Genomic DNA, 22,594 nt, shown 5'->3' with positions numbered 1-22,594 from the left:
GTATGCCACCCCTGGTCGACCCCGTGCCCGGTGGGCGCACCGGCGATCATGCCCGGGCCCATGCCCTCGCCCACGAACTGTCCGCGCAGGGTGTGCGCGGGATCGTGCTGGCCTATGTGGACACCGCAGGGATCTGCCGGGTGAAGACCGTTCCCTGGCAGCGGCTCCAGTCGGCGGTGGCGTGGGGCGTCGGGATGTCCCCCGTGTTCGACACCTTCCTGGCCAACGACGCGATCGTGCGCACCGACGTGCTCGGCTCCCCCGACGGCGATCTGCGCCTCTACCCGGACCTGGACCGGCTGGTGGTGCTGGCCGCGCAGCCCGGCTGGGCGTGGGCGCCGGTCGACCGGATCACCCAGGAGGGCGACCGGCACCCCGGGTGCAGCCGCACCTTCCTGCGCCGGATCGTCGCCGACGCCGAGGCACGGCACGGCCTCACCTTCAAGGCGGGCATCGAGATCGAGTGGTCGCTCGGCCGGGCCGCCGCGCCCAACGACGAGTTCGCCCCGGCGACCACGGCTCCGGCGTACGGCGCCACCCGGCAGATCGAGCTGAGCGACTACACCGCCGACCTGCTCGCGGCCTTCGAGAAGCAGGAGGTGCCGGTCGCGCAGCTGCATCCCGAGTACGCCCCCGGCCAGTTCGAGCTCTCCACCGGCGCCCTGGACCCGGTGGCGGCGGCCGACCAGAGCGTCCTGGTGCGGCAGACCATCCGCGCGGTCTCGCACAAGTACGGGCTGCGGGCCTCCTTCTCCCCGGCCGTCACCGAGCGCGGCGTCGGCAACGGCGGCCATCTCCACCTCTCCGTCTGGCGCCACGGCGTCAACCTGCACTCCGGGGGCGAGGGCCGGTACGGCATGACGGGCGAGGCCGAGTCGTTCGTGGCCGGGCTGCTGACGCGGCTGCCCGCGCTGACGGCGGTGACCGCGCCGAGCCCGGCCAGCTATCTGCGGCTCAAACCCTCCCAGTGGGCGGGGGTGTTCACGGCCTGGGGCCGGGAGACCCGGGAGACCGCGGTCCGGATCGTCACCGGCACCAACGGCCACCAGAGCCAGGACGCCAACCTGGAGGTCAAGCCGGTCGACCTGGCCGCCAACCCGTATCTGGCCCTGGGCTGCGTCATCGCCGCCGGACTCGACGGGATCGCCTCGGCCGCGCCGCTGCCCGAGGAGGTCGTCGACGACCCGGCCCGGCTGATCCCGGACGAGGCGGTGGCCCGGGGTGTACGACGGCTGCCGACCTCGCTCTCCCACGCCGTCGACGCGTTCCGCGAGGACGAGGTGCTGCGCACCGCGCTCGGCCCGGTCCTCGCCGACGCGGTGGTCGCCGTACGCGAGGGCGAGACGGCCTCCGTGGCCGATCTCGACGACGCCGGGGTGGCGGCGGCCTACCGCTGGAAGTACTGATGACGGGACCGGTCCTGGACACCCTCGACGCGCTCCCTCTCGTCGACCACCACTGCCACGGCGCGGTCACCGCCGACCTCGAACCGGCGGACTTCGAGTCGCTGCTGACCGAGGGCGAGGCCTGGCCGGGCGTGTCGCCGTTCGACAGCCCGGTCGGCCTGGCCGTACGACGGCACTGCGCACCCCTGCTCGACCTGCCCCGGCACGCCCCCGCCGCCGACTACCTGGCACGCCGTACCGAACTGGGCTGGCAGGAGGTCAACCGCCGGTTCCTGAGAGCCGCGCACACGGAGACGTTCTGCGTGGACACCGGCTACACCCCGCATCCGGTCACCTCCCCCGCCGAACTCGCGGCGGCGGCCGACGCCACCGCGTACGAGGTGGTGCGGCTGGAGAGCATCGCCGAGGCGGTGGCCGCGCGGGGCATCGAGGCGGACGAGTACGCGGGCGCCTTCCGGGCGGCGGCCGAGGAGGCGGTACGGCGGCCGGGGGTGGTCGCGGTCAAGTCGGTGGCCGCCTACCGCACCGGCTTCGACCTGGACCCGGCCCGGCCGACGTACTCCGAGGTGACCCGGGCGGCCGCGCTCTGGGGCGCCCGCGGCGGCCGGCTCACCGACCCGGTGCTCATGCGCCACCTGCTGTGGACCGCCGTCGGTCTCGGGCTGCCGCTCCAACTCCACGCCGGTTTCGGCGACTCGGACCTGCGGCTGCACCGCGCGGACCCGGCCCTGCTCACCGACTGGCTGCGGCTGACCGTCGGCACCGTCCCGGTGCTCCTGCTGCACTGCTGGCCCTTCCACCGCCAAGCCGCCTATCTGGCCGCGGTGTTCGAGCATGTTCACCTCGATGTCGGGCTCACCCTGCATCATGTGGGACCGGCCCGGGCGGCCGCCGTCCTGGCGGAGGCGATGGAGATCACCCCGTTCCGCAAACTGCTGTACAGCTCGGACGCCTATGGTGTGGCCGAGTTCCATCATCTCGGCGCGCTGTCCTTCCGGCAGGGGCTGGCCGGTCTGCTCCAGGACCGGGTGGACGCCGACGAGATGAGCCCGACCGACGCCGTGAGGATCGCCGCCTGGACAGGACGCGACAACGCCCGTCGCCTCTACGGACTTCCCGTATCGGACCCCGGCCGCGACTGAGCGCGCGCCCCACCCGGAAAGTATGATCAAGCAATGTCTGACATGACCGAAACCACGCCCGGTTGGCTCTCCTCCGACGAGCTGGAGATGGCTCGCGCCCGTATGCCGATCCTGTACGTGGAGGCCGTGCCCGTGCGCGTCGACGACAGCGGCGAAGTCACCAGCATCGGCCTGCTGCTCCGCATCGGCCCGGACGGCACGGTCAGCCGGACCCTCGTCTCCGGCCGCGTCCTGCACCACGAGCGGGTCCGCGACGCCCTGCTGCGCCACCTGGAGAAGGACCTGGGCCCGGTCGCGCTGCCCCGGGTGCCGGCCTCCCTGCAGCCGTTCACGGTGGCCGAGTACTTCCCGACGCTGGGTGTCACGCCGTACCACGACCCGCGTCAGCACGCGGTGTCGCTGGCCTACATCGTGCCGGTGACCGGTGACTGCCGGCCCCGGCAGGACGCCCTCGACCTGGTGTGGTTCAGCCCTCAGGAGGCGGTGTCCCTGGCCGTGCAGGGCGAGATGCCCGGCGGTCACGGCGTGCTGCTGAAGCAGGCCCTGGCCCATGTGGGCTTCGTGGCCTAGGGAGCCGGTTCCCGGGGTCCGCCACGCGCGGTGGGTTCAGGGCGCGGCCCCGGCCCGGTCCCCGGTGCCGTCCGGGATGTCCTGCTCGGTCCAGATGCACTTGGCGTCGCGGAGGTAGCGGGCGCCCCAGCGCCGGGAGAGGGCGGCGACCAGCTGGAGGCCGCGGCCGCCCTCGTCGGTGTAGGTGGCCTGGCGGATGCGCGGGGTGCTGAGGCTGCCGTCGTAGACCTCGCAGGTCAGGATGCGGCTGCGCAGCAGCCGTAGCCGCATGGGGCCCTTGGCGTGCCGGATCACGTTGCCGACCAGCTCGCTCACCAGGAGTTCGGTGGTCATCGCCAGGTCGTCAAGGCCCCAACGCGCAAGCTGGTCTCGAACGTGTGCGCGGGCCTGGCCGGCCGCGCGGGGGTCGTCAGGCAGGTCGAAAGAGGCGATGTCCGCGGTAGGCAGGGCCCGGGTGCGGGCGATGAGCAGGGCCGCGTCGTCGGTCGTCTCGCCCCGATCGGGAAGCAGGGCCGCGACGACCGTGTCGCACAGCTCCTCCAGGCCACGCACTCCCTCGTCGAAGCGGGCCGGGCGCACGGCGGCCCCGGACAGCAGCCGCACCAGCCTGGCCAGCCCCTGGTCGGCGTCCTGGCCCGCGGACTCGATGAGCCCGTCGGTGCACAGCACGACCAGGCTCCCGTCGGGCAGCGGCAGTTCGTGCGCGGTGAACGGCGGGGTGGCCGCGCCGAGCGGCGGGTCGGGGCTCAGGACGGGGCTGTGCACGGTGCCGTCGGGAAACACGAAGACCGGCGGCGGATGACCGGCCAGGCAGTAGCAGCAGGTGCGGCCGACCGGGTCGTAGACGGCGTAGAGGCAGGTCGCGTAGAAGTCCTCGCCCAGGTCGCTGACCAGGTCGTTGAGGTGGCCCAGCAGTTCGTCCGGGGCCATGTCCAGGTCGGCGAGGGTGCGTACGGCGGTGCGCAGCCGGCCCATGGTGGCGGCCTCGGCGATGCCGTGGCCCATCACGTCGCCCACCACCAGGGCGACCCGGTCGGCGGAGAGCGGGATCACGTCGAACCAGTCGCCGCCCACCTGTTCGCCCCGGCCCGCCGGCAGATAGCGCGCGGCGGCGACGGCGGCGGGCAGCCGGGGCAGGGTCCGGGGCAGCAGGGCGCTCTGCAGTTCCTGGGCGCGGGCGTGCTCCAGGTCGTACAGCCGGGCCCGTTCCAGCGCCTGGCCGACCAGGGCGCTGAGCGTGGTCAGCAGGGCACGGTCCTCGTCGCTGAAGGCGCGCGGCTGGTTGTAGGAGAGGACCGAGACGCCGACGGCGCGTCCGGAGGCGATCAGCGGCAGGAACGCCCACGCCATCTTCGGCGAGGTACCCATCAGGATCTTGTCCGTGACGCCCGGATAGCGTTCGTAGATCTGCTCCGGCGACTCCAGGAACTGCGGCCGCCGCGTCCGCAGCACGTCGGTGACGGGCATGCCCGCGGTCAGTGGGCCCTCGAAGCGCTTGAGGTAGTCCAGCGGGTATCCGACCTCGCCGACCCTGGTCAGCCGGCCGTCCTCGAACACGGAGACGATCAGGCCGTCGGCGCCGGACGGGGCCAGGACGTGGTGGGCCACGGACCGTACGACGTCCTGGACCGTCACCGCCTCGGCGAGGGCCGCGGTCAGCTCCACCGCCTTGGCCGTCCGCACCTGCTCGGGCCCGGGCCCCTGGCGCGGTGGGCGCCCGGCGGGGCGCTCCAGGTGCTCGGCGGCCCAGGCCGCCACCGCGTGCAGGAACGACAGCTGCAGGTCGTCCGGCCCGGCGCCCTCGGCCAGCAGCACCGAGAGCGTGCCGACCAGCCCCTCGGCGCCGATGAGCGGCACCGCCACCGTGCCGGACGCCCCCGTCCCGAGGTCGTCCCCCGCCGTCCGCACCAGGACACCCCGCCGCAGCGCCCGGGACGGCGGCACGTCCTGGTCCTCCCCCAGCTCCGCCCAGGCCCCCGCCTCCCCGGCCCCGACCCCGTCCACCGCGACCAGGCTCAGCCGGCCCGCGCCGGGATCCCACCGGTGCAGGATCGCGCCCCGGCCCCCGACACTCACCACCGCCTGCCGAAGCGCCAGCACCGGCGCCCCCGTCCCCGCGGCCGGGGACGGGTCGGATGCGGCCCCTTCCAGGCGGTTCGGGCACATAACCACAGGTTAACGCGGGAGATCGGGGCGACCACCGGGGAGCTAGGCCGGGTTGCGGCCGATGAAGAAGTCGCGGAACGGGTCCATGCTCGGTTCCAGTCCGGCGTCGATGAGGCCCTTGCGCAGGGCGGTCATCTGGGCGTCGTGGATGCGCTGGGTGGGCTGGCGCAGCGGGCCGCCGTTGTAGCCCTGGAGCCAGCCCTGGAACTTCCAGGCCTGCCGGTTGAGGAAGGCGCCGCCGTGCAGGGCGGGCGCCAGTCCGGACTTGGTCTTCCGGGCGGGGTGCAGCCGCCAGTAGAGGTCGGCCGCGTCGTCGTACTTGCCCTCGCGCAGCAGATCGAAGGCGCGCGGGATCATCGGACCGTAGTACTCGTGGTCGCTGGTGGCCGAGAACCGGAGCGGCATGATCTGGGAGAGCGGGATCAGCTCTCCCTCGATGGGCATGGAGATGACCACCTCGTCGCCGAAGTGCCGGTGGCACTCGATGACGGACTGGATGCTGGGGAACCCGCCCTCGGCCTTGATCGCGGCGATGTTGGGGCAGTCGTCGACGAGCCGCCTCAGCAGGCGGACCGGGATGTCGGAGGGGTGGATGCGGGGGCTGAACCCCCACAGGTACATGGGGAAGAGCATGACGGCGAGGTTCGTCGCGTCGCAGACGGCCTTGGTGTAGTCGTAGACGTCCTGCTCGGTCTCCGGGTAGAAGTTCGGCGGGTAGGACAGCAGCACCAGCTCGGCGCCCGCTTCCTCCGCTCCCTTCACCGCCTCGATGTTCTGCTCCAGCGTGCTCCAACTGCCGTGGTGGACAAGGAGGAACGACTCGCCGGCCTCGTCCTTGGTGATCCTCAGGAAGTCCAGGTACTCGGGGAGCTGGATGGAGACTTCCGAGACACCCAGGGTGCCCATGAAGCCGTGCTCGATCGCGAGCCGGGTGTCGTGGCGGATCGCCTTCTCGTTGATGTGCCTCAGGTCGCCGGTGAACGACGGGATGGTGCAGTTGACGACGCCGACGAGGTTCTCGCGCGCCCATTCGCGGGCTTCGGCGCGGGTGTAACGGGCCATGTCCGTGCGGTCCTTTCAGGTCTTCGGGGTGCCGGCGCCTTCCCAGGCGAGGTACTTGAGTTCCAGGAATTCCTCGATGCCGTAGACGGAGCCCTCGCGGCCGGTCCCGGACTGCTTGACGCCGCCGAAGGGGGCGACCTCGTTGGAGATGAGTCCGGTGTTGATGCCGACCATGCCCGCCTCCAGGGCGGCGCCGACCCGCCAGACGCGCTCGGCGTCGCGGGCGAACAGGTAGGCGGCGAGGCCGAACTCGGTGTCGTTGGCGGCGCGGACCGCGTCCTGTTCGTCGGTGAACCGGATCAGCGGGGTGAGCGGGCCGAAGGTCTCCTCCCGGGTCACGGCCATGCCGGCGGTGACGCCAGTGAGGACGGTCGGCTCGTAGAACAGCCCGCCGCGCGCGTGCCGTCGGCCGCCGTGCAGCACCTCGGCGCCCTTGGCGACCGCGTCGGCCACCTGCGCCTCGACCTTGGCGACGGCGTCCTCGTCGATCAGCGGCCCCTGTTGTACGCCGTCCTCGAAGCCGTCCCCGACGACGAGCCCGGCGACCTTCTCGGCCAGCTTCGCGGCGAACGCGTCGTACACGCCGTCCTGGACGTAGACCCGGTTGGCGCTGATGCAGGCCTGCCCGGTGTTGCGGTACTTGGCCGCGAGCACGCCCGCGACCGCCAGGTCGAGGTCGGCGTCGTCGAGGACCAGGACGGGCGCGTTGCCGCCCAGTTCCATGGAGGTCCGCTTGACGGTCGCCGCCGACTGGGCGAGCAGCAGCCGGCCGACCTCGGTGGAGCCGGTGAACGTGAGCTTCCGGACGAGGGGGTTGGCGGTCAGCTCGGGGCCGATCTCGCGCGGGTCGCCGGTGAGCACGTTGAGGACACCGGCCGGAACGCCCGCGCGTTCGGCGAGTTCGGCCAGGGCGAGGGCGGTCAGCGGGGTCTGCTCGGCGGGCTTGAGGACCATGGTGCAGCCGGCGGCGAGTGCCGGGCCCGCCTTGCGGGTGATCATCGCGGCCGGGAAGTTCCAGGGCGTGATCGCCGCGCAGACGCCGACCGGCTCCTTGAGGACGACGATCCGCCGCGAGGCCTCGGGGGCCGCCATCACGTCCCCGCGCACCCGCTTGGCCTCCTCGGCGAACCACTCCAGGAAGGAGGCGGCGTAGGCGACCTCGCCGAGCGCCTCGGCGAAGGGCTTGCCCTCCTCCAGCACGATGAGCCGGGCGAGGTCGTCGGCGTGCGCGGTGACGAGGTCGTACCAGCGGCGCAGGATCCGCGACCGTTCCTTGGCGGCCAGGGCGCGCCAGGCGGGCAGTGCCCGGTGCGCCGCGTCGATCGCCGCGGCGGTCCGCGCGCGGTCCAGGAGGGGCACCCGGGCCAGCACCTCACCGGTGGCCGGGTCGTGTACGGCGAAGGTGTCCGGGGCCGTCAGCCATGTGCCGTCGACGTAGGCGGCGTTCTTCAGCAGGGCCGGGTCGTCGAGTTCGCGGCGCAGCACGGGGGTCCTCACTTCGCGACCGGGGCGATGGTGACCGGCAGTTCGGTGCCGAGGGAGAGTTCGGCGGCCCGGCGGACGCACATCGCGGCGACGGCGAGGTCCTGGACGGCGGAGCCGACGGACTTGTAGACGACGGTCGCGTCGGGGTCCGAACGCCCCTGGATCCGGCCGGACATGACGTCGGCGAGCGGGACCAGCTTCCCGGCGAAGTCGACGCCCGCCTTCTTCGCGGCGATCAGGTCACCGGTCTCGTACGCCACCTCGTGGACCTGGTCGGCGACGATCAGGTCCGCCCGCTCGATCGCCTCCGCGCCCAGTTCCCGCTGTTCGGGCAGCGTGGAGCCGATCGAGACGACGGTGGCGCCCGCCGGCACCTGGCGCAGGGTCGGCCGTTCGTCGCGGGAGCGGGCCGCGCAGAGCACCAGGGAGGCGCCCTCCACTGCGGCTTCGGCGCTGTCCGCCGTGTGCAACGGCACGCCCAGGTCGGCGAGGCGGTCCGTGCAGCGGGCGCGGCTGGCCGGGTCGGGGCTGAAGACGGTGACCGAGGAGAGCGCGCGGATCGCGGCGAGCGCGCGGACGTGGTGCTGGGCCTCGAAGCCGGAGCCGATCACGCCGACCTTCAGGGGGCCGGCGGGCGCGAGCGCGTCGGCGGCGAGCGCCGAGGTGGCCGCCGTGCGGAAGCCGGTGATCGCGTTGCCGTCGAGGAGGGCGAGCAGTTCGACGGTGTCCTGGTCGAAGAGCGGGATCAGATACGAGGCCCGCCGGGCGCGCGGGGAGGCGGCGATCAGCTTGGCGCCCATCGGGGCACCGTCGCCCGGCACCCCGCTGAGGGTGCGCAGCCACAGGCCCTCGCCGCGGGCCATCGTGCGGGGCGGGAAGCGGGCCTCGTCCGGCGGCGTCGAGTAGGCGGCGCGCAGGGCGGCGACGGCCTCGGGCCAGCCGAAGGCGGCTCGGACGTCGGCGTCGGTGAGAAAGATCGTCACGGGCACTCCGTCGGGGATGTGCGGTCGGTCAGGGCATCCGACGCGTCGGCATCAGATGCTCTGGCATCCAATGTTCTGGACATTGAACATTGGATATTCTGTACAGACAAGGCCGTGACGCTAAGTTGTCCGCAGTCGGTAGAGGGAAGAACGAAGGAGCGGGTGGATATGCCCAGCATCCAGCGGCGCGCCGCTGACCTGGTGTTCGAGCACCTGCAGGAGCGCATTGTGTCCGGCGAGCTGGCCCCCGGGGACCGGCTCGACCCGACGGAGATCGCCGCGAGCCTGGGGCTGAGCCGCACCCCGGTCCGCGAGGCCATCCTCCAGCTGGACAGCGCCGGTCTGGTACGACGGCTGCCGTACCGGGGTGTGGTGGTGGCCGAGGTGGATCTGGGGCTCGCGGAGGAGGTGGCCGCGCTGCGGATCCACCTGGAGACGCTGGCCGCCCGCATCGCCGTGCCGAGGCTGCGGGAGGAGGACCTCGCGGCGATGCGGGACGCGCACGAGCGGCTGGACGCCGCGCTGTCCGGCGCGCATGCGCAGCGGGACTTCAACGAGCTCAACCGCCGCTTCCACATGGCGCTCTACCAGCGCGCCGGGTCCGCGGTGCTGCTGCACGAGATCGAGAGCCTCGCCGGTCAGGCCGAGCGCATCCGGATGCACTTCGACCTGCGGCACAGCCCGGCCGGGCACCACCACGCGGCGATCCTCGACGCGTGCGAGCGCCGGGACCCGGAGGCCGCCGCGGCCGCCACCCGCGACCACATCCTGACGGCGCACCGGATGGCCATGGGCGACGACCACCGGATCGAGCCGGGCTCCTCGCTGGCGGCGGTCCTGGCGGCCGCGGGGACGACGGACCCGATCGGCTAGCTCCGGGACAGGGCGGCGCGCAGGGCTTCCTCGATGCCGGGCCGCCGGAAGGTGAAGCCCGTCTTCAGCAGGCCCGCGGGGACGGCCCGGCAGCTGCCGGTGATGCCGTCGGCGAACTCGCCGAGGGCGATCCTCAGCGCGAAGCCGGGGACGGCGGCGAGGGTGGGCCGGTGCAGGACGCGGCCCGTCGCCCGGGTGATCTCACGGTTCGTCAGCGGTTCGGGGGCGGTGAGGTTGAGGGGTCCGGCGATGTCGTCACGGTCGATCGCGTGACGCAGGGCGGCGATGTGGTCGGGCAGGGAGATGAAGGGCCAGAACTGGTCGCCGGAGCCGAGCCGGCCGCCGAGGCCGAACCGGAAGAGCGGGAACAGCCTGCCCCAGGCGCCGCCGTCGGCGGAGACCACGAGACCGGTGCGCGGGTGGACGACGCGGACGCCGGCCCGCTCGGCGGGCGCGGCGGCGGCCTCCCAGCCGACGCAGACGGAGGCCAGGAAGTCGTCCCCGGCCGGGTCGGACTCCGTGACGACACGGTCGCCGGTGTCGCCGTAGTAGCCGACGGCCGAGGCCGAGACCAGCACCCGGGGCGGCCGGGCGGCCTCGGCGCACGCCTCGGCGACGGTCCGGGTCCCCTGGAGGCGGCTGAGCCGGATCTCCTGCTTGTAGGTCTGGGTCCAGCGCCGGTCACCGACCCCGGCACCGGCCAGGTGCACCACGGCGTCGACGCCGTCCAGTACGGCCGGGTCCAGTCGGGCGCCGGGCTCCCAGACCGCGGATTCGGTTCCGTCCGCCCGCTGCGGCGCGGTCCGGGCGCGGGTCAGACGCAGCACGCGGTGGCCGTCGGCGAGGAGGGAGCGGGTGAGGGCGGAACCGATGAGTCCGGTGGAACCGGTGATCGCGACGCGCATGACGTTCTCCGATGAGCAGATGTTTGAGTCTTCAAACTCTCACTGATCAGAGTACTCCGGCCGGGAGGGTTGAATCCGGCCACCCCCAAGCGTATAAATAAGCAACTTTCTTTCTTACAGAGTCTGATGGCGAGATGAGGGCACCGTGACCCGCCGTTATCCAGCAGGCCCGCAGCGGTTGCTGCGTTCCCTCAACGGGCGTGCCGTTCTGGAGGCGATCGACGAGGCCGGTCCCGTCACGACCACGGATCTGGCGGGCCGGATCCCGCTCTCCCGGCCCACGGTCGCCGCCGCGGTCGGGCTGCTGCTGGAGCGCGGTGTCATCACCGAGGTGGGCCCGGCGACCGGCCGCAAGGGCCCGGCGCCGGCGCAGTACGGAGTGAACGCCGACTGCGCCTTCGGGATCGGCGTGGACGTCGGGCACCGCAGGATCCGCGCCGCGGTCGCCGACGTCACGGGACGGATCCGCGGGCGTGCCGAGACCGAGCAGCACGGGGAACGGGGCGCCGACGCGTTCGTCGGGCAGATCCTGGACATGTGCGTCGACCTGGCCGGACAGGTCGGAAAGGAGCTCCCGGAGATCGCCCAGGTCGTCGCCGGACTGCCGGCCGCGGTCGGCCCGGACGGACGGCAGCTGTCGTACACCACCGGACTGCCCGACGCCGGGAGCGGGCTCGGCGAGGCGCTCGGGCGGGCGGTCCCCGTGCCCCTGGTGCTGGAGAACGACGTGAACCTCGCGGCGCTGGCCGAGCGCACCCACGGTCTGGGCACCGAGACCGACGACTTCGTCCTGGTCAGCCTGGGCGTCGGACTCGGTCTCGGGCTGGTGGTGGACGGCAAGGTCCGGCGGGGCGCCACCGGGGTCGCGGGCGAGGCAGGCTACCTGCCCAGCGACCGCATGATCGCGCCGGCCGGACAGCGCCGGGACCTGGTGCAGGAGCACCTGGGCGCCCGCTACATCAGCACCGAGGCCCGGCGGCGCGGACTGCCGGGCGACGGCAGCCCGCTCACCGTCTTCGCGCTCGCCCGCGCCGGCGACCCGGGCGCGCTGGAGATCGTGGACGACACCGCCCGCAGTGTCGCCTACGTGGTGGCCTGTGTCGTACCCCTGATCGACCCGGCGCTGATCGTGCTGGGCGGCGCCATCGGCGCCAACGGCGATCTGCTGCTCGAACCGGTCGCCCGTCATCTGGCCGATTTCAGTACGTTCCGGCCGACCGTCGTCGCCTCCGGGCTCGGCCAGGACGCCGTGCTCACCGGAGCGACCACCATGTCGGCGAAGCTGGCCCGCGAGGCCGCCTTCGCCGCCGCCACCACCCCTGTCCCCCAGACCGAGCCCTCGGCTCTGTCCTGAGAAACACCGCGGCGACGCCGTCTTGCCGGACAGCGCCGCCGCTTCAGGTCACCGGGCATTGCCGTGCCCGGGTGACCGACGACCGATCCGTCACCCAGGGAATCCCGTCTCCGAGGAAGGACGATCAGTGTTCAAACCTATCACCGGGCCTGTCACCGGGGTCGTGTCCGTCACGGCCGCAGGAGTGCTGCTGCTGGCCGGCTGCACGTCCACCGGGGCCTCGTCGTCAGAACCCGACACCGCCATCTCCGCGGGCGCCTCGCACCAGGCCACCACCGTCACCGTCTGGACCTTCAACCACCTCCCCAACGAGGTGGCCGCCTTCAAGGCGACCCTCGGCCGGCTGCACACCAAGTACCCGTGGCTGACCGTGAAGTTCGTCCCCAACAAGGACGACGCCGCCTACGCCAAGGCGGTCGCCGCGGGCGATCCCCCCGACGTCTTCATCAGCTCGGCGCCCGACAACGTGGCCAAGTTCTGTTACAACGGCACGGTCGCCGACCTCGGCCCCTACCTCACCTCCGCCAAGATCGACACGGCGAAGACCTTCCCGGCCGCGACCCTCGCCTACACCCGCTACCAGGGCAAGCAGTGCGCGCTGCCGCTGCTGACCGACGCCTTCGCGCTCTACTACAACAAGCAGATGTTCAAGGCCGCGGGTATCACCAAGCCGCCCACCACCCTCGCCGAACTCACCGCCGACGCCAAGAAGCTGACCGTCAAGAACGCGGACGGCTCGATCAAGACCTACGGCTTCGTGCCCCGCTCCGACTACGACGTCAACCGGTACCTGTTCACCGGCGCGCACAGCGGCACCGAGTTCTACGGCAAGGACGGCAGGACCACCTTCGCCTCCGACGCCAAGTGGCAGCAGCTGCTGAAGTGGGACCAGGACCTCATCGGCTACTACGGCGAGGCCAACGTCCAGAAGTTCGTGGGCCGTTACCAGCCGCACGCCGACGACGCGGGGAACCCGCTGCTGACCGGGGCCGCGGCCATGGAGTACGACGGTGAGTGGCACGTCGGCGAGATCGCCGCGGAGAAGAAGGACTTCGACTACGGCGTGGTGCCGATGCCGGTCCTGGACGGGTCGTCGGGCACCTACGGGGCGGGCAGCACACTCGGCACGGTCGCCTACCTGTCGGCGGGCTCCCAGCACAAGCAGGAGGCGTTCTTCGCGCTCCAGCAGCTCACCACCGACACGACGTTCCTGAACACCCTCGCGGACACGGTCTACAACATCCCGACCACGTTCGCCGCACTCAAGGCCTGGGACAAGCGGAACGACCCGCACTGGAAGCCGTTCGTCGACGTCTTCGAGAACAAGAACTCCACCTACAAGACGCTCACCCCCGCCGGCATCGAGGACATGGACACCTGGCGGGCGTTCCTCCTCGACTACGAGCAGGGCAAGGTCAGCAGTGCCGCGAGCGGCCTTGCCGGGGTCGGGAAGAAGATCGACGACCTCAACTCCGAGAGCGGGCAGTAGAGATGACGACCACTCTCGCCCCGGTCGGCGAGGCCCCGGGCGGCGCGCGCACGCGCGCCGCCCGGGGCGGGCGGCGGCGCGCGAGCGGGGCCCGCTGGTGGGTCGTCCTGGCCTTCCTGTCCCCGTTCGTCATCGGGTTCTGCGTCTTCGTGCTCTACCCGGTGGCCGCCACGCTCTACTACTCGCTCACCGACTTCCAGGCGGGCTCCTACCGCCCGGTCCAGTTCGTCGGACTGCGCAACTACCGCGCCCTGTTCAGCCAGTCCGACACGTTCTGGGTGGCCGTGCGCAACACCCTGTGGATGGTCGTCGTCATGGTGCCGCTGCGCACCGCCTGGGCCATGTTCACCGCCTGGGTGATCATCCGCGTCAAGCGCGGCCGGGCGGTGTACCGCACGCTGTTCTTCCTGCCGTCCATGGTGCCGGTGGTGGCCGCGGCCCTGTCGTTCATCGTGCTGCTGAACCCCGTCGGCCCGCTCAACCGGCTGCTGGGCTGGGTGGGGATCGACGGACCCGGCTGGTTCTCGGACCCGGCCTGGTCCAAGCCCAGCCTCGTCCTGATGGCGCTGTGGGCGAGCGGCAACGTGATGGTGATCTTCTCCGCCGCCATGCTCGACGTACCGCGCGAGCTGTACGAGGCCGCCGAACTCGACGGCGCGGGCACCCTGCAGAAGTTCCGCAGCGTCACCCTCCCGGCGATCTCCCCGGTGATCTTCTTCGCCCTGCTCACCGGGATGATCTACACCTTCCAGTACTTCACCGAGGCGTTCGTCGCCTCCAGCTCCGCGAACGCCACCTCCTCCAGCAACGACCTGATCGGCTACCCCGCCAATTCGCTGCTGTTCTACTCCACCGAGCTGTACCGGCAGGGCTTCGCGTACTTCAAGACCGGCTATGCCTCGGCGATGGCCTGGCTGCTGTTCCTCGTCATCTTCGCGGCGACCGTGGTCTTCATCCGCGCCTCGCGCCGTTTCGTGCACTACTCGGGCGGTGGCCGATGAGCACTGTTCCCCTGACCAGGCCCCGTGCCGGGCGCCGCGCGCTGTACCTGCTCGCCGAGCACGCGCCCGCCGTCGCCGTCGCGCTCTGCTTCCTCCTCCCGCTGACCATCGGCGTGCTCACCGCGTTCATGACCCAGCACCAGGCGGGCACCGGCTCGCTGTGGCCCTCACCCTGGGAGTTCGGCAACTTCGGCGAGGTCTTCAAGGCCATGCCGTTCGGCCGCGACCTGCTCAACACCATGCTGTACGCCGGGCTGTCCACGATCGGTGTGGTCGTCTCCTCGGTGCCGGTGGCCTACGCGCTGGCCCGGCTGAAGTGGCGCGGCCGGGAGGCGGTCTTCCTGGTCGTCCTGGCCGCCATGATGATCCCGGCCCAGGTCACCAGCCTGCCGCTGTACGTCATGTACGCGCACGCCGGCTGGGTGGGCACGCTCAAGCCACTCATCGTGCCGTCGTTCTTCGGCGACGCGTTCAGCATCTTCCTGCTGCGCCAGTTCTTCCTCACCATCCCGGACGAGTTCACCGAGGCGGCCCGGGTGGACGGCGCGGGCGAACTGCGCATCCTGTGGCGGGTGCTGATCCCGATGGCCCGCCCGGCGATCGCCGCGGTCGGCCTGTTCGCCTTCCTCTACGCCTGGAACGACTTCTACAACCCGCTGCTCTACACGGGCAACAGCGACACCGGCCAGACCCTCGCGGTGGCCCTCAGCCAGCTCGCCAAGAACGGGCACCAGAACGCCTACCAGCTCCAGATGGCGGCCTCGCTGATGTTCCTGCTGCCGGTCCTGGTGCTGTTCTTCCTGGCGCAGAAGGTCTTCGTCGAGGGCATCGCGCTCACCGGCGTCAAGGGCTGAACCCTTCCGGGGCCGAGCCGCCCCCGCATCTCTCATGGGAGCACGAGTGAAGATCACCGTTGTCGGCGGTGGCAGTACCTACACGCCCGAACTGATCGAGGGCTTCGCCCGGCGCGCCGACGTACTGCCGGTCGACGAGCTCGTCCTGCACGACATCGACGCCGAACGCCTCGCCGTCATCGGCGGCCTGGCCCGCCGTATCCTCGCCCGCCAGGGCTTCCCCGGCCGGCTGACCACCACGACCGACCTCACCGAGGCGGTCGACGGAGCCGCCGCGGTCCTGATCCAGCTGCGGGTGGGAGGGCAGGCGGCCCGGCTGGTCGACGAGACCCTCCCGAACCGGTTCGGCCTGCTCGGCCAGGAGACCACCGGACCCGGCGGCTTCGCCAAGGCGCTGCGCACGGTGCCGGTGGTGCTCGACATCGCGGAGGAGGTACGACGCCGGGCCCTGCCCGGCGCCTGGATCGTCGACTTCACCAACCCGGTCGGCATCGTCACCCGCGCCCTGCTCGACGCCGGGCACCGCGCGGTCGGCCTGTGCAACGTGGCGATCAAGTTCCAGCGGCAGCTGGCCGCCCGTCTCGGCACCGACCCCGGCCGGGTGCGCCTCGGCCACGCGGGCCTCAACCACCTGTCCTGGATCCGCTCGGTCACCGTCGACGGCGTGGACCGCCTGCCGGAACTGCTGACCGGGCCCGCCCTCGACCAGCTCGCCGCGGAACTCCGCGTCCCCGCCGGGGCCCTGCGCGACCTCGGTGCCGTCCCCTCCTACTACCTCCACTACTTCTACTGCACGGAACAGGAGGTCCGGGCCCAGAAGGCGGGCGGCCACCGGGCCGAAAAGGTCCTCGCCATCGAGCAGGAGCTGCTCGCCCTCTACGCCGACCCGGCCCTCGACCACAAGCCCGACCTGCTGGAGCAGCGCGGCGGCGCCTACTACAGCGAAGCCGCGGCCGCCCTGGTCACCAGCCTGCTCACCGGCGACGGCGCCCACCACTACGTCAACATCCGCAACGACGGTCTGCTGGCCGGACTCCCCGACGAGGCCGTGGTCGAGGTGGCCGCCGACGTCGACACCGCCGGACCGCACCCGGTGCCGGTGCCGCCGCTGCCGCCCGAGATGCTCGGACTGGTCCAGGCGGTCACCGCGTACGAGACGCTGGCCGTCGAGGCGGCCCTGACCGGGGACCGTACGGTGGCCCGCAGAGCGCTGGTGGCCAATCCGCTCGTCCGCGAATGGGGGCTCGCCGCCGAAGTCCTCGACGCCCTGCTGGAGGCCAACCGCCGCCATCTGCCCCGGTTCTCCGCGAGCGAGGCCGCCGATGCCTGAGCTGGTGGTGGGCGTCGACGGCGGGAACTCCAAGACCGACCTCGTCCTCGCGGACACCGAGGGACGGCTGCTGTCCTGGGTGCGCGGCGCGGGCACCCGCCCGCACACCGAGGGCATGGAGACCACCACGGAACGGCTCGCCCACCTCGGGCGGCAGGCGCTCGCGCAGGCGGGCCTGCCCGGGTCGACCCCTCTTTCGGCCGGCGCGTACTTCCTCGCGAACGTGGACCGCCGGGCCCAGGAGCGGCTGGCGCTGCGCCAGTTGACCGGGCTGGACGTGGCGGAACGCGTCCTCGTGCGCAACGACACCCTGGCCGTCCTGCGGGCCGGCGCGCCGGACGGCTGGGGGGTGGCGGTGGTGTCCGGTGCCGGTATCAACGCGGCCGCCGTCCATCCGGGCGGCCGTTCGGCCCGGTTCCTCTCGCTCGGCGACATCACCGGGGACTGGGGCGGCGGGCTCGCGGTGGCCCGGGCCGGCCTGGGTGCCGCGGTGCGCGCGGGCGACGGACGGGGGCCGGCGACCCGGCTGCGCCAGGAGCTGCCGGTCTGCTTCGGCCTGGACAGCGTGGAGGCCGTCGCGCTGGCCGTGAGCGCCGGTGAGATCCCGGTGACCGCTCTGCACGGCCTGTCGCCCGTGGTCTTCGCCGCCGCGGAGGGCGGTGACGCCGTGGCACGGGGCATCGTGGAACGCCTCGGCGACGAGATCGTCGCCATGGTGACCGCCCTGCTGCGCCGGCTCCGCCTGCTGCGCACCGTGACCCCGGTGGTCCTGGGGGGCGGCACCCTGCAGAACGATCAGTTGCTGCTGCGGGACCACATCGGCTCCCGCCTCGCCGCCGAGGCACCGCTGGCGCGTCCCGTGGTCCTCGACGTGGCCCCGGTCGCGGGCGCGGTGGCGCAGGCCCTGGTGACCGCGGACGCCCCCGCCGACGCACAGGACCGCCTCCGCAAGACCATCGCCGACCGCAGACCCCCGACCGCCCACCTGGACTGACCGCCCGACAGGCCCAAACGCACCCAGCGGGCCTGCCGATATCGGCAAACCCGCTGGTGAGCACCGTCTGTGACTGCCTCCGTCGCGGTCGGCGACGGTCAGTGACGGTGTCGGGCAGGCCGAGGTGGTCAGCGGCACCTACCCCCTCACGACCGGCTGGCCCGCGTGCAGCGAGAACGGCCACGGTGCGTGGGACCGGACGTAGATCGCATCGTCCGCCAGAACCAACCAGTAGCCCACGACCACCTGGCCCGTCGTCCAGGGCTGGACCGCCAAGGGCCCGTCGGGAGAACCGGACCGGCCGGCCGCAGCGCACCATGACTCGGCCACGGGCCCGCTGTGATTCCCTCGCTCACCCCGGAGCCGGAAAGTCCGGCTTCATCGGCGCACCACGGTGGCCGAGGGGACCGGATGCGCCGCCGGGGTCGCGCTGAGCGATCAGCGCGACCCTCATGGGACGGGGGCTCGGCCGCTCAGGGGCGACGCCTGAACGGGCCGCCCTGCCGAACCGGGCGCCCGGCGTTCAGCCCCTGCGCCGGGCGCTGGGCAGGGACACCGGTGGGACGCCCTCGGTGACGGTGTTGCTGACGGCGCCGATCCCTTCGACCGTCATGGTGACGGTGTCGCCGACGACCAGCGGCGGCGGTTCGAAGACATGGTGGCGGCCCCAGAGTTCGGCGAGGCAGCCTCCGTTGCCGCAGGTGCCCGAGCCCAGGACGTCACCGGGTCGGATCCAGGTGCCGCGGGAGGCGTAGGCCGCCATCTCCTCGAATGTCCACGCCATGTTGGACAGCCGGTCCTGCCCCACCATCTCGCTGTTGACGTACACGGTCAGGGCGAGGTCGAGGAAGCCCTCTGCGTCGCGGTGGGGTTCGAGTTCGTCGGCGGTGACCAGCCAGGGGCCGAGCGTGGTGGCGGTGTCCTTGCCCTTGGCGGGGCCGAGTTTGACCTTCATCTCGCGGCCTTGCAGGTCGCGGGCGGACCAGTCGTTGAGGATCGTGTAGCCGATGATGTGTTCGCGTGCCTGCTCGGGAGTGAGGTCCCGGCCGGCTTTGCCGATGACGGCGGCCACTTCGAGTTCGAAGTCGAAGCGCCGGCAACCGGGCGGTACGGGGACGTCGTCGTGGGCACCGATCATCGCGTACGGGTTGGTGAAGTAGAACGCGGGCGCGGTGTACCACTCCTCGGGAACCGTGTCGCCGTATCCCCGCGCGACGCCCGCGACATGGCTCTCGAAGGTCATGTAGTCACGGACGGTGGTCGGTTCGAGCGGCGGCAACAGCCGGACGTCGGCCAGGGCCACGGGCAGGGCGCCGGCCAGCGCGCGTTCTCCGGCCTCACGCAGCGGCTCCTCCCCTTCCGCGATGAGATCAAGCAGGCCGACGGGGTGGTCGAACGCGTGAAACCTGCCGTCGGCGGCGACTCCGGACTGCCGTTTCCCGTCGTGGACGACGCTCGCGAACTTCACGCCACGCTCTCCTTGCTCTCGACCGGCCCGGTTCCACCGGACCGGAAGCCGACGAAGACGGCGGCGATCAGGGCGGCGGCCGCGCACGCGGCGGCGGTGAGCAGCAGGGCGTTGTTGTAGCCGTGGGCCAGGGCGTCCGAGGTGAACGGCCTGAGCTTGGCGCTGAGCGGTCCGAGGTCGGCGGTGTGCAGGGCCAGGGGGCCGCCCGCGTCCAGGACGGCGTCGGCGATGCCGTGCTCCTTGGGGGTGAGTCCCGCATCGGCGAGGCTGCCCGTGAGCCGGCTCGCGGCCATGCCGAGGGCGACCGCTCCGACGACGGCCGGGCCGAGGGTCTGGCCGAGGTCGCGGACCAGGCTGGTGGTGGCGCCGGCCATGCCGGTCAGGCCCGGCGGTACGACATTGACGGCGGCGGCGGTGATGGCGGCGACGACCAGGCCGAAGCCCACACCGTTGAGGACCAGCGGTCCCAGCAGGGGGGCCAGGCCGGTCTCCTGGACCGGCACGGCCCGCAGCCACAGCTGGGCGGTGGCCAGCGAGACGAAGCCGGTGACGAGCATGGGGCCGGGGCCGACGCGGTGCAGCAGGCGGACCAGCAGGGGCCAGATGAACGGGGTGATGCCCTGGATGATCACGAAGGGGACGGCGGCCTGGAAGGGGCTCTGGTGCTGGATGACTCCCAGGCGGATGCTCAGGTCGTAGGCGCCGCCGAGGAAGCCGAACATGCCGATCACCGCCATCGCGGCCGAGGCGGCGAAGGCCCGGATGCGGAAGAGTTCCAGCCGGAGCATCGGAGCGGCGCTGCGGTTCTCCATCACGACGAACGCGGCGAGGAAGACGACGAAACCGGTGAAGGACAGCACGATCGGTGCCGAGCCCCAGCCGTCGGAAGGGCCCTGGATGATGCCGTACAACAGGGAGAGCAGGGCCAGGGCGATGGTGATCTGACCGGGCCAGTCCAGTGAGCGGCCCTCCGGAGCGGTGGACTCGGCCGCCAGCAGCCAGGCGGCGCCCGCGGTGCCGACGGCGATCACGCCGGTGACGCCGAAGGCCCACTGGAAGGAGGCGTGTTCGACGATGCCGCCGGACAGGAGCGGGGCGACGAGGGCGCCCAGCGACAGGGCCGTGGTCCAGGAGGCCAGCCCCTTGGCCCGCTCGGCCGGTGTGGTGGTGACGGCGGTGATCATCGTCAGGGAGGCGGGGAAGAGGGCGGCGGCTCCGATGCCGGAGATCGCCTGCCCGGTGATCAGCTGGGCCGCGGAGCCGGCGGTGGCGGAGACCAGATAGCCGATCGCGGCCAGCAGAGACGCGCCCACCACCAGTTTCCTACGGCCGTACAGATCGCCCACGACACCGAAGGTCAGGGCGAGTACGGCGGCCGGCACCAGGAAGGCGTCGCTGATCCAGGTCAGTTCGGAGCCGGAGGCTTGAAGGGAACGCTGTATGACGCCGTTGATCGCGGCGGGCAGCACAAGGCCGATCTGCGCGAGGCAGACGGCCAGACAGCCCGCCAGGATGGTGCCTGTGTGGCGTTGCGGAGTGGCGAGGGCGATGCCGGACGAGGCGGTCGGTGGGTCGTAGGCAGGTGTGGCGACCATGACTTCTCCTTTGAAGATCGGCGGATACACATACCGAGGACGGGGGATTTGGAAGAGTTGCGTGACCGTCAGGAGCCGGTGCACAGCTCGGCCATGCAGCCGAACAGTCCGGGGCCGTCGAGCGGGGGCAGTTCCGGGTCGAGCTCCCGGTAGACGGTGTGGACGTTGACGGCCAGGCGTTCGCTTTCGTCCAGATCCGCGAAGCGGCCGAGCCGGATGTCGCGCGCGGCGTCCATGACGGGCATCCCGGCGGCGAAGCGGGCGGTGGCCTGCTCGTGGACGTGTAGGAGGTACTCGCGGATCTCGCGGACGGCCTGTTTGGTGGTGACCGGTCCATGGCCGGGCACGATGGTGTCGGCGTCGAGAGCGAGCAGGAGGTCGCACGCGGCGAGCCAGCGGGCGAAGGGGCCGTGCCAGACGATCGGCGTGGCGCGGGCGAAGACGATGTCACCGGTGTAGACGACCCCGGCCCGTGGCACGTGGACGATCGTGTCCCCGGCGCTGTGCGCGGGGCCGACGTCGATGAGGCGGACCTCCGTACCGCCGACGTCCAGGACCGCCTCGCCGTCGAAGACCCGGCTCGGCAGCACCGGTTCGATACCGGAGTAGTCGAAGCGGCCGAAGGCGCGGCGGGCGAAGTGTCCTGCGGCATTGTCCATATCGGTCAACGCCCGCATCTCGGCCGGGCCCACCTGTCGCATGTCCGCCACCGACCCACGGGCCGCGATGATCTCGGCGTGGGCCACGAGCTGGTTGCCGAACCAGTGATCGCCGTTGCCGTGCGTGTTGACCACGGTGGTGATCGGCGCGGTGGCCGTGACCGGTGCCAGCGTGTCCAGCATGAGCCTGGTCAGCCGCAGGTCGTAGAGGGAGTCGACGAGCAGTGACGCGCCCCGGCCGGTGATCAGCCCCGCGTTGCTCATGCCCCAGCCCCGGGCGTCCGCCATCCAGGCGTGGCAGCCGCCGCCGAGCGTGATTCGACCCGTGCGGGGGGTCACGGAAGCCATGGCATCTCCTTGTCGGATTTCACAGCCAGCATCGCGGGACTCCAGTCCATCTTTGGACTGGAGTCCATCAGTGGCGAGGAATCTAGAGAGATACCGGGGAGAGGTCAAGAGCCATGCGGACCTGTGCTCTACTGGGGCCCATGAACATCAGGTCTGTGGCGGCCGGCGACGAGGCCGGTGCGGCGGTCGGACGTCAGGAGCGCAAGCGCCGCAAGCTGTACGACCAGCTGTACGACACGGCTGTCGGCCTCTTCGTCACCCGCGGGTTCGAAGCGACCACCATGGACCAGATCGCCGAGGCCGCCGACGTGGCCCGTGCCACCGTCTTCAACCACTATGCGCAGAAGGTCGGCTTCCTGGAGGAATGGGGCGCCCGCCGCCGCGCCCGGGTCGCCGGGATCCTCGGCGCGGAGCACGCGGAGAACCTGCCGGTCGACGACCGACTGCACCGCTACCTCAAGGAGATGGCCGACCTCAACATCGCCTCCCGCGCGGAGACCACCGTCCTGATGGACGCCTCGGCGCGCTACGGCCGCCTCCTCCAGGACCCGTCCCTGGAGGTGGAGCTCACCAGGATCGTCGAAGAGGGGCGCCGCCGGGGGGAGATCAGGACGGGCGTCGACAGCGACCAGGCCGGAGCGCTCCTGGCCGCCTGCTACTTCTCGACGGTCCTGCGCTGGATCCGTGAGGAACCGGCCCCCTTCGACCTCCACCAGCGTCTCGGCGGCGCACTCGACATCATCCTGCGCGGGCTCCTGGCCAACTGCGGGGACTCCAGCGAGCCCTGACAGCGACTGGGCAGCACCTACCGGGCGCTACCGACGAGCCGTTGCCCAACATTCCTGTCGGGGTGGCGGGTGCGCACCGGGGCGTCGCTCTCCGCACACCTCGGCCTGCTGTGCGCACCACG

The 22,594-nt window shown here is 71.9% G+C and carries 19 protein-coding genes; 11 read left to right on the top strand and 8 right to left on the bottom strand.

What is annotated here, in order from left to right:
* Positions 1-2 precede the first annotated feature (2 nt).
* The 3 genes from ACIPSJ_RS32595 to ACIPSJ_RS32585 are packed head-to-tail and all read left to right on the top strand — an operon-like array spanning position 3 to position 3,118.
* Positions 3-1,406: a glutamine synthetase gene (locus tag ACIPSJ_RS32595; RefSeq protein WP_401351273.1), complete on the top strand. Its 1,404-nt coding sequence runs from the start codon at positions 3-5 to the stop codon at positions 1,404-1,406.
* Positions 1,406-2,548 carry an amidohydrolase family protein gene (locus tag ACIPSJ_RS32590; RefSeq protein ID WP_401351271.1) on the top strand — a complete coding sequence of 381 codons (1,143 nt, stop codon included), beginning with the start codon at positions 1,406-1,408 and terminating at the stop codon, positions 2,546-2,548. The genes ACIPSJ_RS32595 and ACIPSJ_RS32590 overlap by 1 nt, the downstream gene beginning before the upstream one ends.
* A gap of 42 nt (positions 2,549-2,590) precedes the next feature.
* The gene (locus ACIPSJ_RS32585) at positions 2,591-3,118 is read left to right on the top strand and encodes an NUDIX hydrolase family protein (protein ID WP_355714883.1); all 528 of its coding nucleotides are present in this window, start codon (positions 2,591-2,593) and stop codon (positions 3,116-3,118) included.
* A 36-nt stretch (positions 3,119-3,154) separates the two neighbouring features.
* On the opposite strand, the gene ACIPSJ_RS32580 is transcribed toward ACIPSJ_RS32585, so the two are convergent.
* The 4 genes from ACIPSJ_RS32580 to ACIPSJ_RS32565 are packed head-to-tail and all read right to left on the bottom strand — an operon-like array spanning position 3,155 to position 8,814.
* Positions 3,155-5,284 (bottom strand): SpoIIE family protein phosphatase, encoded by a 2,130-nt coding sequence (locus tag ACIPSJ_RS32580; RefSeq protein WP_401351269.1) that lies wholly within the window; start codon positions 5,282-5,284, stop codon positions 3,155-3,157.
* Between the two features lie 42 nt (positions 5,285-5,326).
* Positions 5,327-6,346 carry a dihydrodipicolinate synthase family protein gene (locus tag ACIPSJ_RS32575; protein ID WP_401351267.1) on the bottom strand — a complete coding sequence of 340 codons (1,020 nt, stop codon included), beginning with the start codon at positions 6,344-6,346 and terminating at the stop codon, positions 5,327-5,329.
* Between the two features lie 15 nt (positions 6,347-6,361).
* Positions 6,362-7,843 (bottom strand): NAD-dependent succinate-semialdehyde dehydrogenase, encoded by a 1,482-nt coding sequence (locus ACIPSJ_RS32570; RefSeq protein WP_401351265.1) that lies wholly within the window; start codon positions 7,841-7,843, stop codon positions 6,362-6,364.
* Positions 7,840-8,814 carry an ornithine cyclodeaminase family protein gene (locus ACIPSJ_RS32565; protein ID WP_401351264.1) on the bottom strand — a complete coding sequence of 325 codons (975 nt, stop codon included), beginning with the start codon at positions 8,812-8,814 and terminating at the stop codon, positions 7,840-7,842. Before ACIPSJ_RS32565 ends, ACIPSJ_RS32570 begins: the two co-directional genes overlap by 4 nt.
* A gap of 168 nt (positions 8,815-8,982) precedes the next feature.
* On the opposite strand from ACIPSJ_RS32565, the gene ACIPSJ_RS32560 reads away from it, so the two are divergent.
* Positions 8,983-9,687: a GntR family transcriptional regulator gene (locus ACIPSJ_RS32560; protein ID WP_401351262.1), complete on the top strand. Its 705-nt coding sequence runs from the start codon at positions 8,983-8,985 to the stop codon at positions 9,685-9,687.
* On the opposite strand, the gene ACIPSJ_RS32555 is transcribed toward ACIPSJ_RS32560, so the two are convergent.
* Entirely contained in the window at positions 9,684-10,592 is a 909-nt protein-coding gene (locus ACIPSJ_RS32555; RefSeq protein WP_401351260.1) for a TIGR01777 family oxidoreductase, read from the bottom strand. The genes ACIPSJ_RS32560 and ACIPSJ_RS32555 overlap by 4 nt on opposite strands.
* Positions 10,593-10,737: 145 nt before the next feature.
* Here ACIPSJ_RS32555 and ACIPSJ_RS32550 point away from each other — a divergent pair, with 145 nt between their 5' ends.
* The 6 genes from ACIPSJ_RS32550 (at position 10,738) to ACIPSJ_RS32525 (ending at position 17,614) form a co-directional block, all read left to right on the top strand.
* On the top strand, positions 10,738-11,946 hold the full coding sequence (locus tag ACIPSJ_RS32550; protein ID WP_401351258.1) for an ROK family transcriptional regulator: 1,209 nt from the start codon (positions 10,738-10,740) through the stop codon (positions 11,944-11,946).
* Positions 11,947-12,073: 127 nt separating this feature from the next.
* On the top strand, positions 12,074-13,435 hold the full coding sequence (locus tag ACIPSJ_RS32545) for an ABC transporter substrate-binding protein (protein WP_401351256.1): 1,362 nt from the start codon (positions 12,074-12,076) through the stop codon (positions 13,433-13,435).
* 2 nt (positions 13,436-13,437) lie between these two features.
* On the top strand, positions 13,438-14,436 hold the full coding sequence (locus ACIPSJ_RS32540) for a carbohydrate ABC transporter permease (protein ID WP_401351254.1): 999 nt from the start codon (positions 13,438-13,440) through the stop codon (positions 14,434-14,436).
* Positions 14,433-15,290 (top strand): carbohydrate ABC transporter permease, encoded by an 858-nt coding sequence (locus tag ACIPSJ_RS32535; protein ID WP_359221653.1) that lies wholly within the window; start codon positions 14,433-14,435, stop codon positions 15,288-15,290. Before ACIPSJ_RS32540 ends, ACIPSJ_RS32535 begins: the two co-directional genes overlap by 4 nt.
* A gap of 46 nt (positions 15,291-15,336) precedes the next feature.
* Positions 15,337-16,620 (top strand): 6-phospho-beta-glucosidase, encoded by a 1,284-nt coding sequence (locus tag ACIPSJ_RS32530; RefSeq protein ID WP_401351253.1) that lies wholly within the window; start codon positions 15,337-15,339, stop codon positions 16,618-16,620.
* Positions 16,613-17,614, top strand: coding sequence for an N-acetylglucosamine kinase (locus ACIPSJ_RS32525; RefSeq protein WP_401351251.1), 1,002 nt, complete (start codon positions 16,613-16,615; stop codon positions 17,612-17,614). Before ACIPSJ_RS32530 ends, ACIPSJ_RS32525 begins: the two co-directional genes overlap by 8 nt.
* Positions 17,615-18,137: 523 nt before the next feature.
* On the opposite strand, the gene ACIPSJ_RS32520 is transcribed toward ACIPSJ_RS32525, so the two are convergent.
* The 3 genes from ACIPSJ_RS32520 to ACIPSJ_RS32510 all read right to left on the bottom strand — a co-directional run bounded on the left by ACIPSJ_RS32520 (position 18,138) and on the right by ACIPSJ_RS32510 (position 21,684).
* Positions 18,138-19,082, bottom strand: a complete 945-nt coding sequence (locus ACIPSJ_RS32520; RefSeq protein ID WP_401351250.1) for a fumarylacetoacetate hydrolase family protein — start codon at positions 19,080-19,082, stop codon at positions 18,138-18,140.
* Positions 19,079-20,677 carry an MFS transporter gene (locus ACIPSJ_RS32515; protein WP_401351249.1) on the bottom strand — a complete coding sequence of 533 codons (1,599 nt, stop codon included), beginning with the start codon at positions 20,675-20,677 and terminating at the stop codon, positions 19,079-19,081. The genes ACIPSJ_RS32520 and ACIPSJ_RS32515 overlap by 4 nt, the downstream gene beginning before the upstream one ends.
* 68 nt (positions 20,678-20,745) lie before the next feature.
* The gene (locus tag ACIPSJ_RS32510) at positions 20,746-21,684 is read right to left on the bottom strand and encodes an MBL fold metallo-hydrolase (protein ID WP_401351247.1); all 939 of its coding nucleotides are present in this window, start codon (positions 21,682-21,684) and stop codon (positions 20,746-20,748) included.
* A gap of 140 nt (positions 21,685-21,824) precedes the next feature.
* Between ACIPSJ_RS32510 and ACIPSJ_RS32505 the strand changes: the two genes are divergently transcribed.
* Entirely contained in the window at positions 21,825-22,472 is a 648-nt protein-coding gene (locus tag ACIPSJ_RS32505; RefSeq protein ID WP_401351245.1) for a TetR/AcrR family transcriptional regulator, read from the top strand.
* The last annotated feature ends 122 nt before the right edge of the window (positions 22,473-22,594 follow it).

Origin of the sequence: Streptomyces sp. NPDC090088 (assembly GCF_044747345.1) — a bacterium.
In the GTDB taxonomy this organism is placed as follows: domain Bacteria; phylum Actinomycetota; class Actinomycetes; order Streptomycetales; family Streptomycetaceae; genus Streptomyces.
The sequence above is the reverse complement of the archived record's forward strand: the minus strand, read 5'-3'. Positions and strand labels throughout refer to the sequence as shown.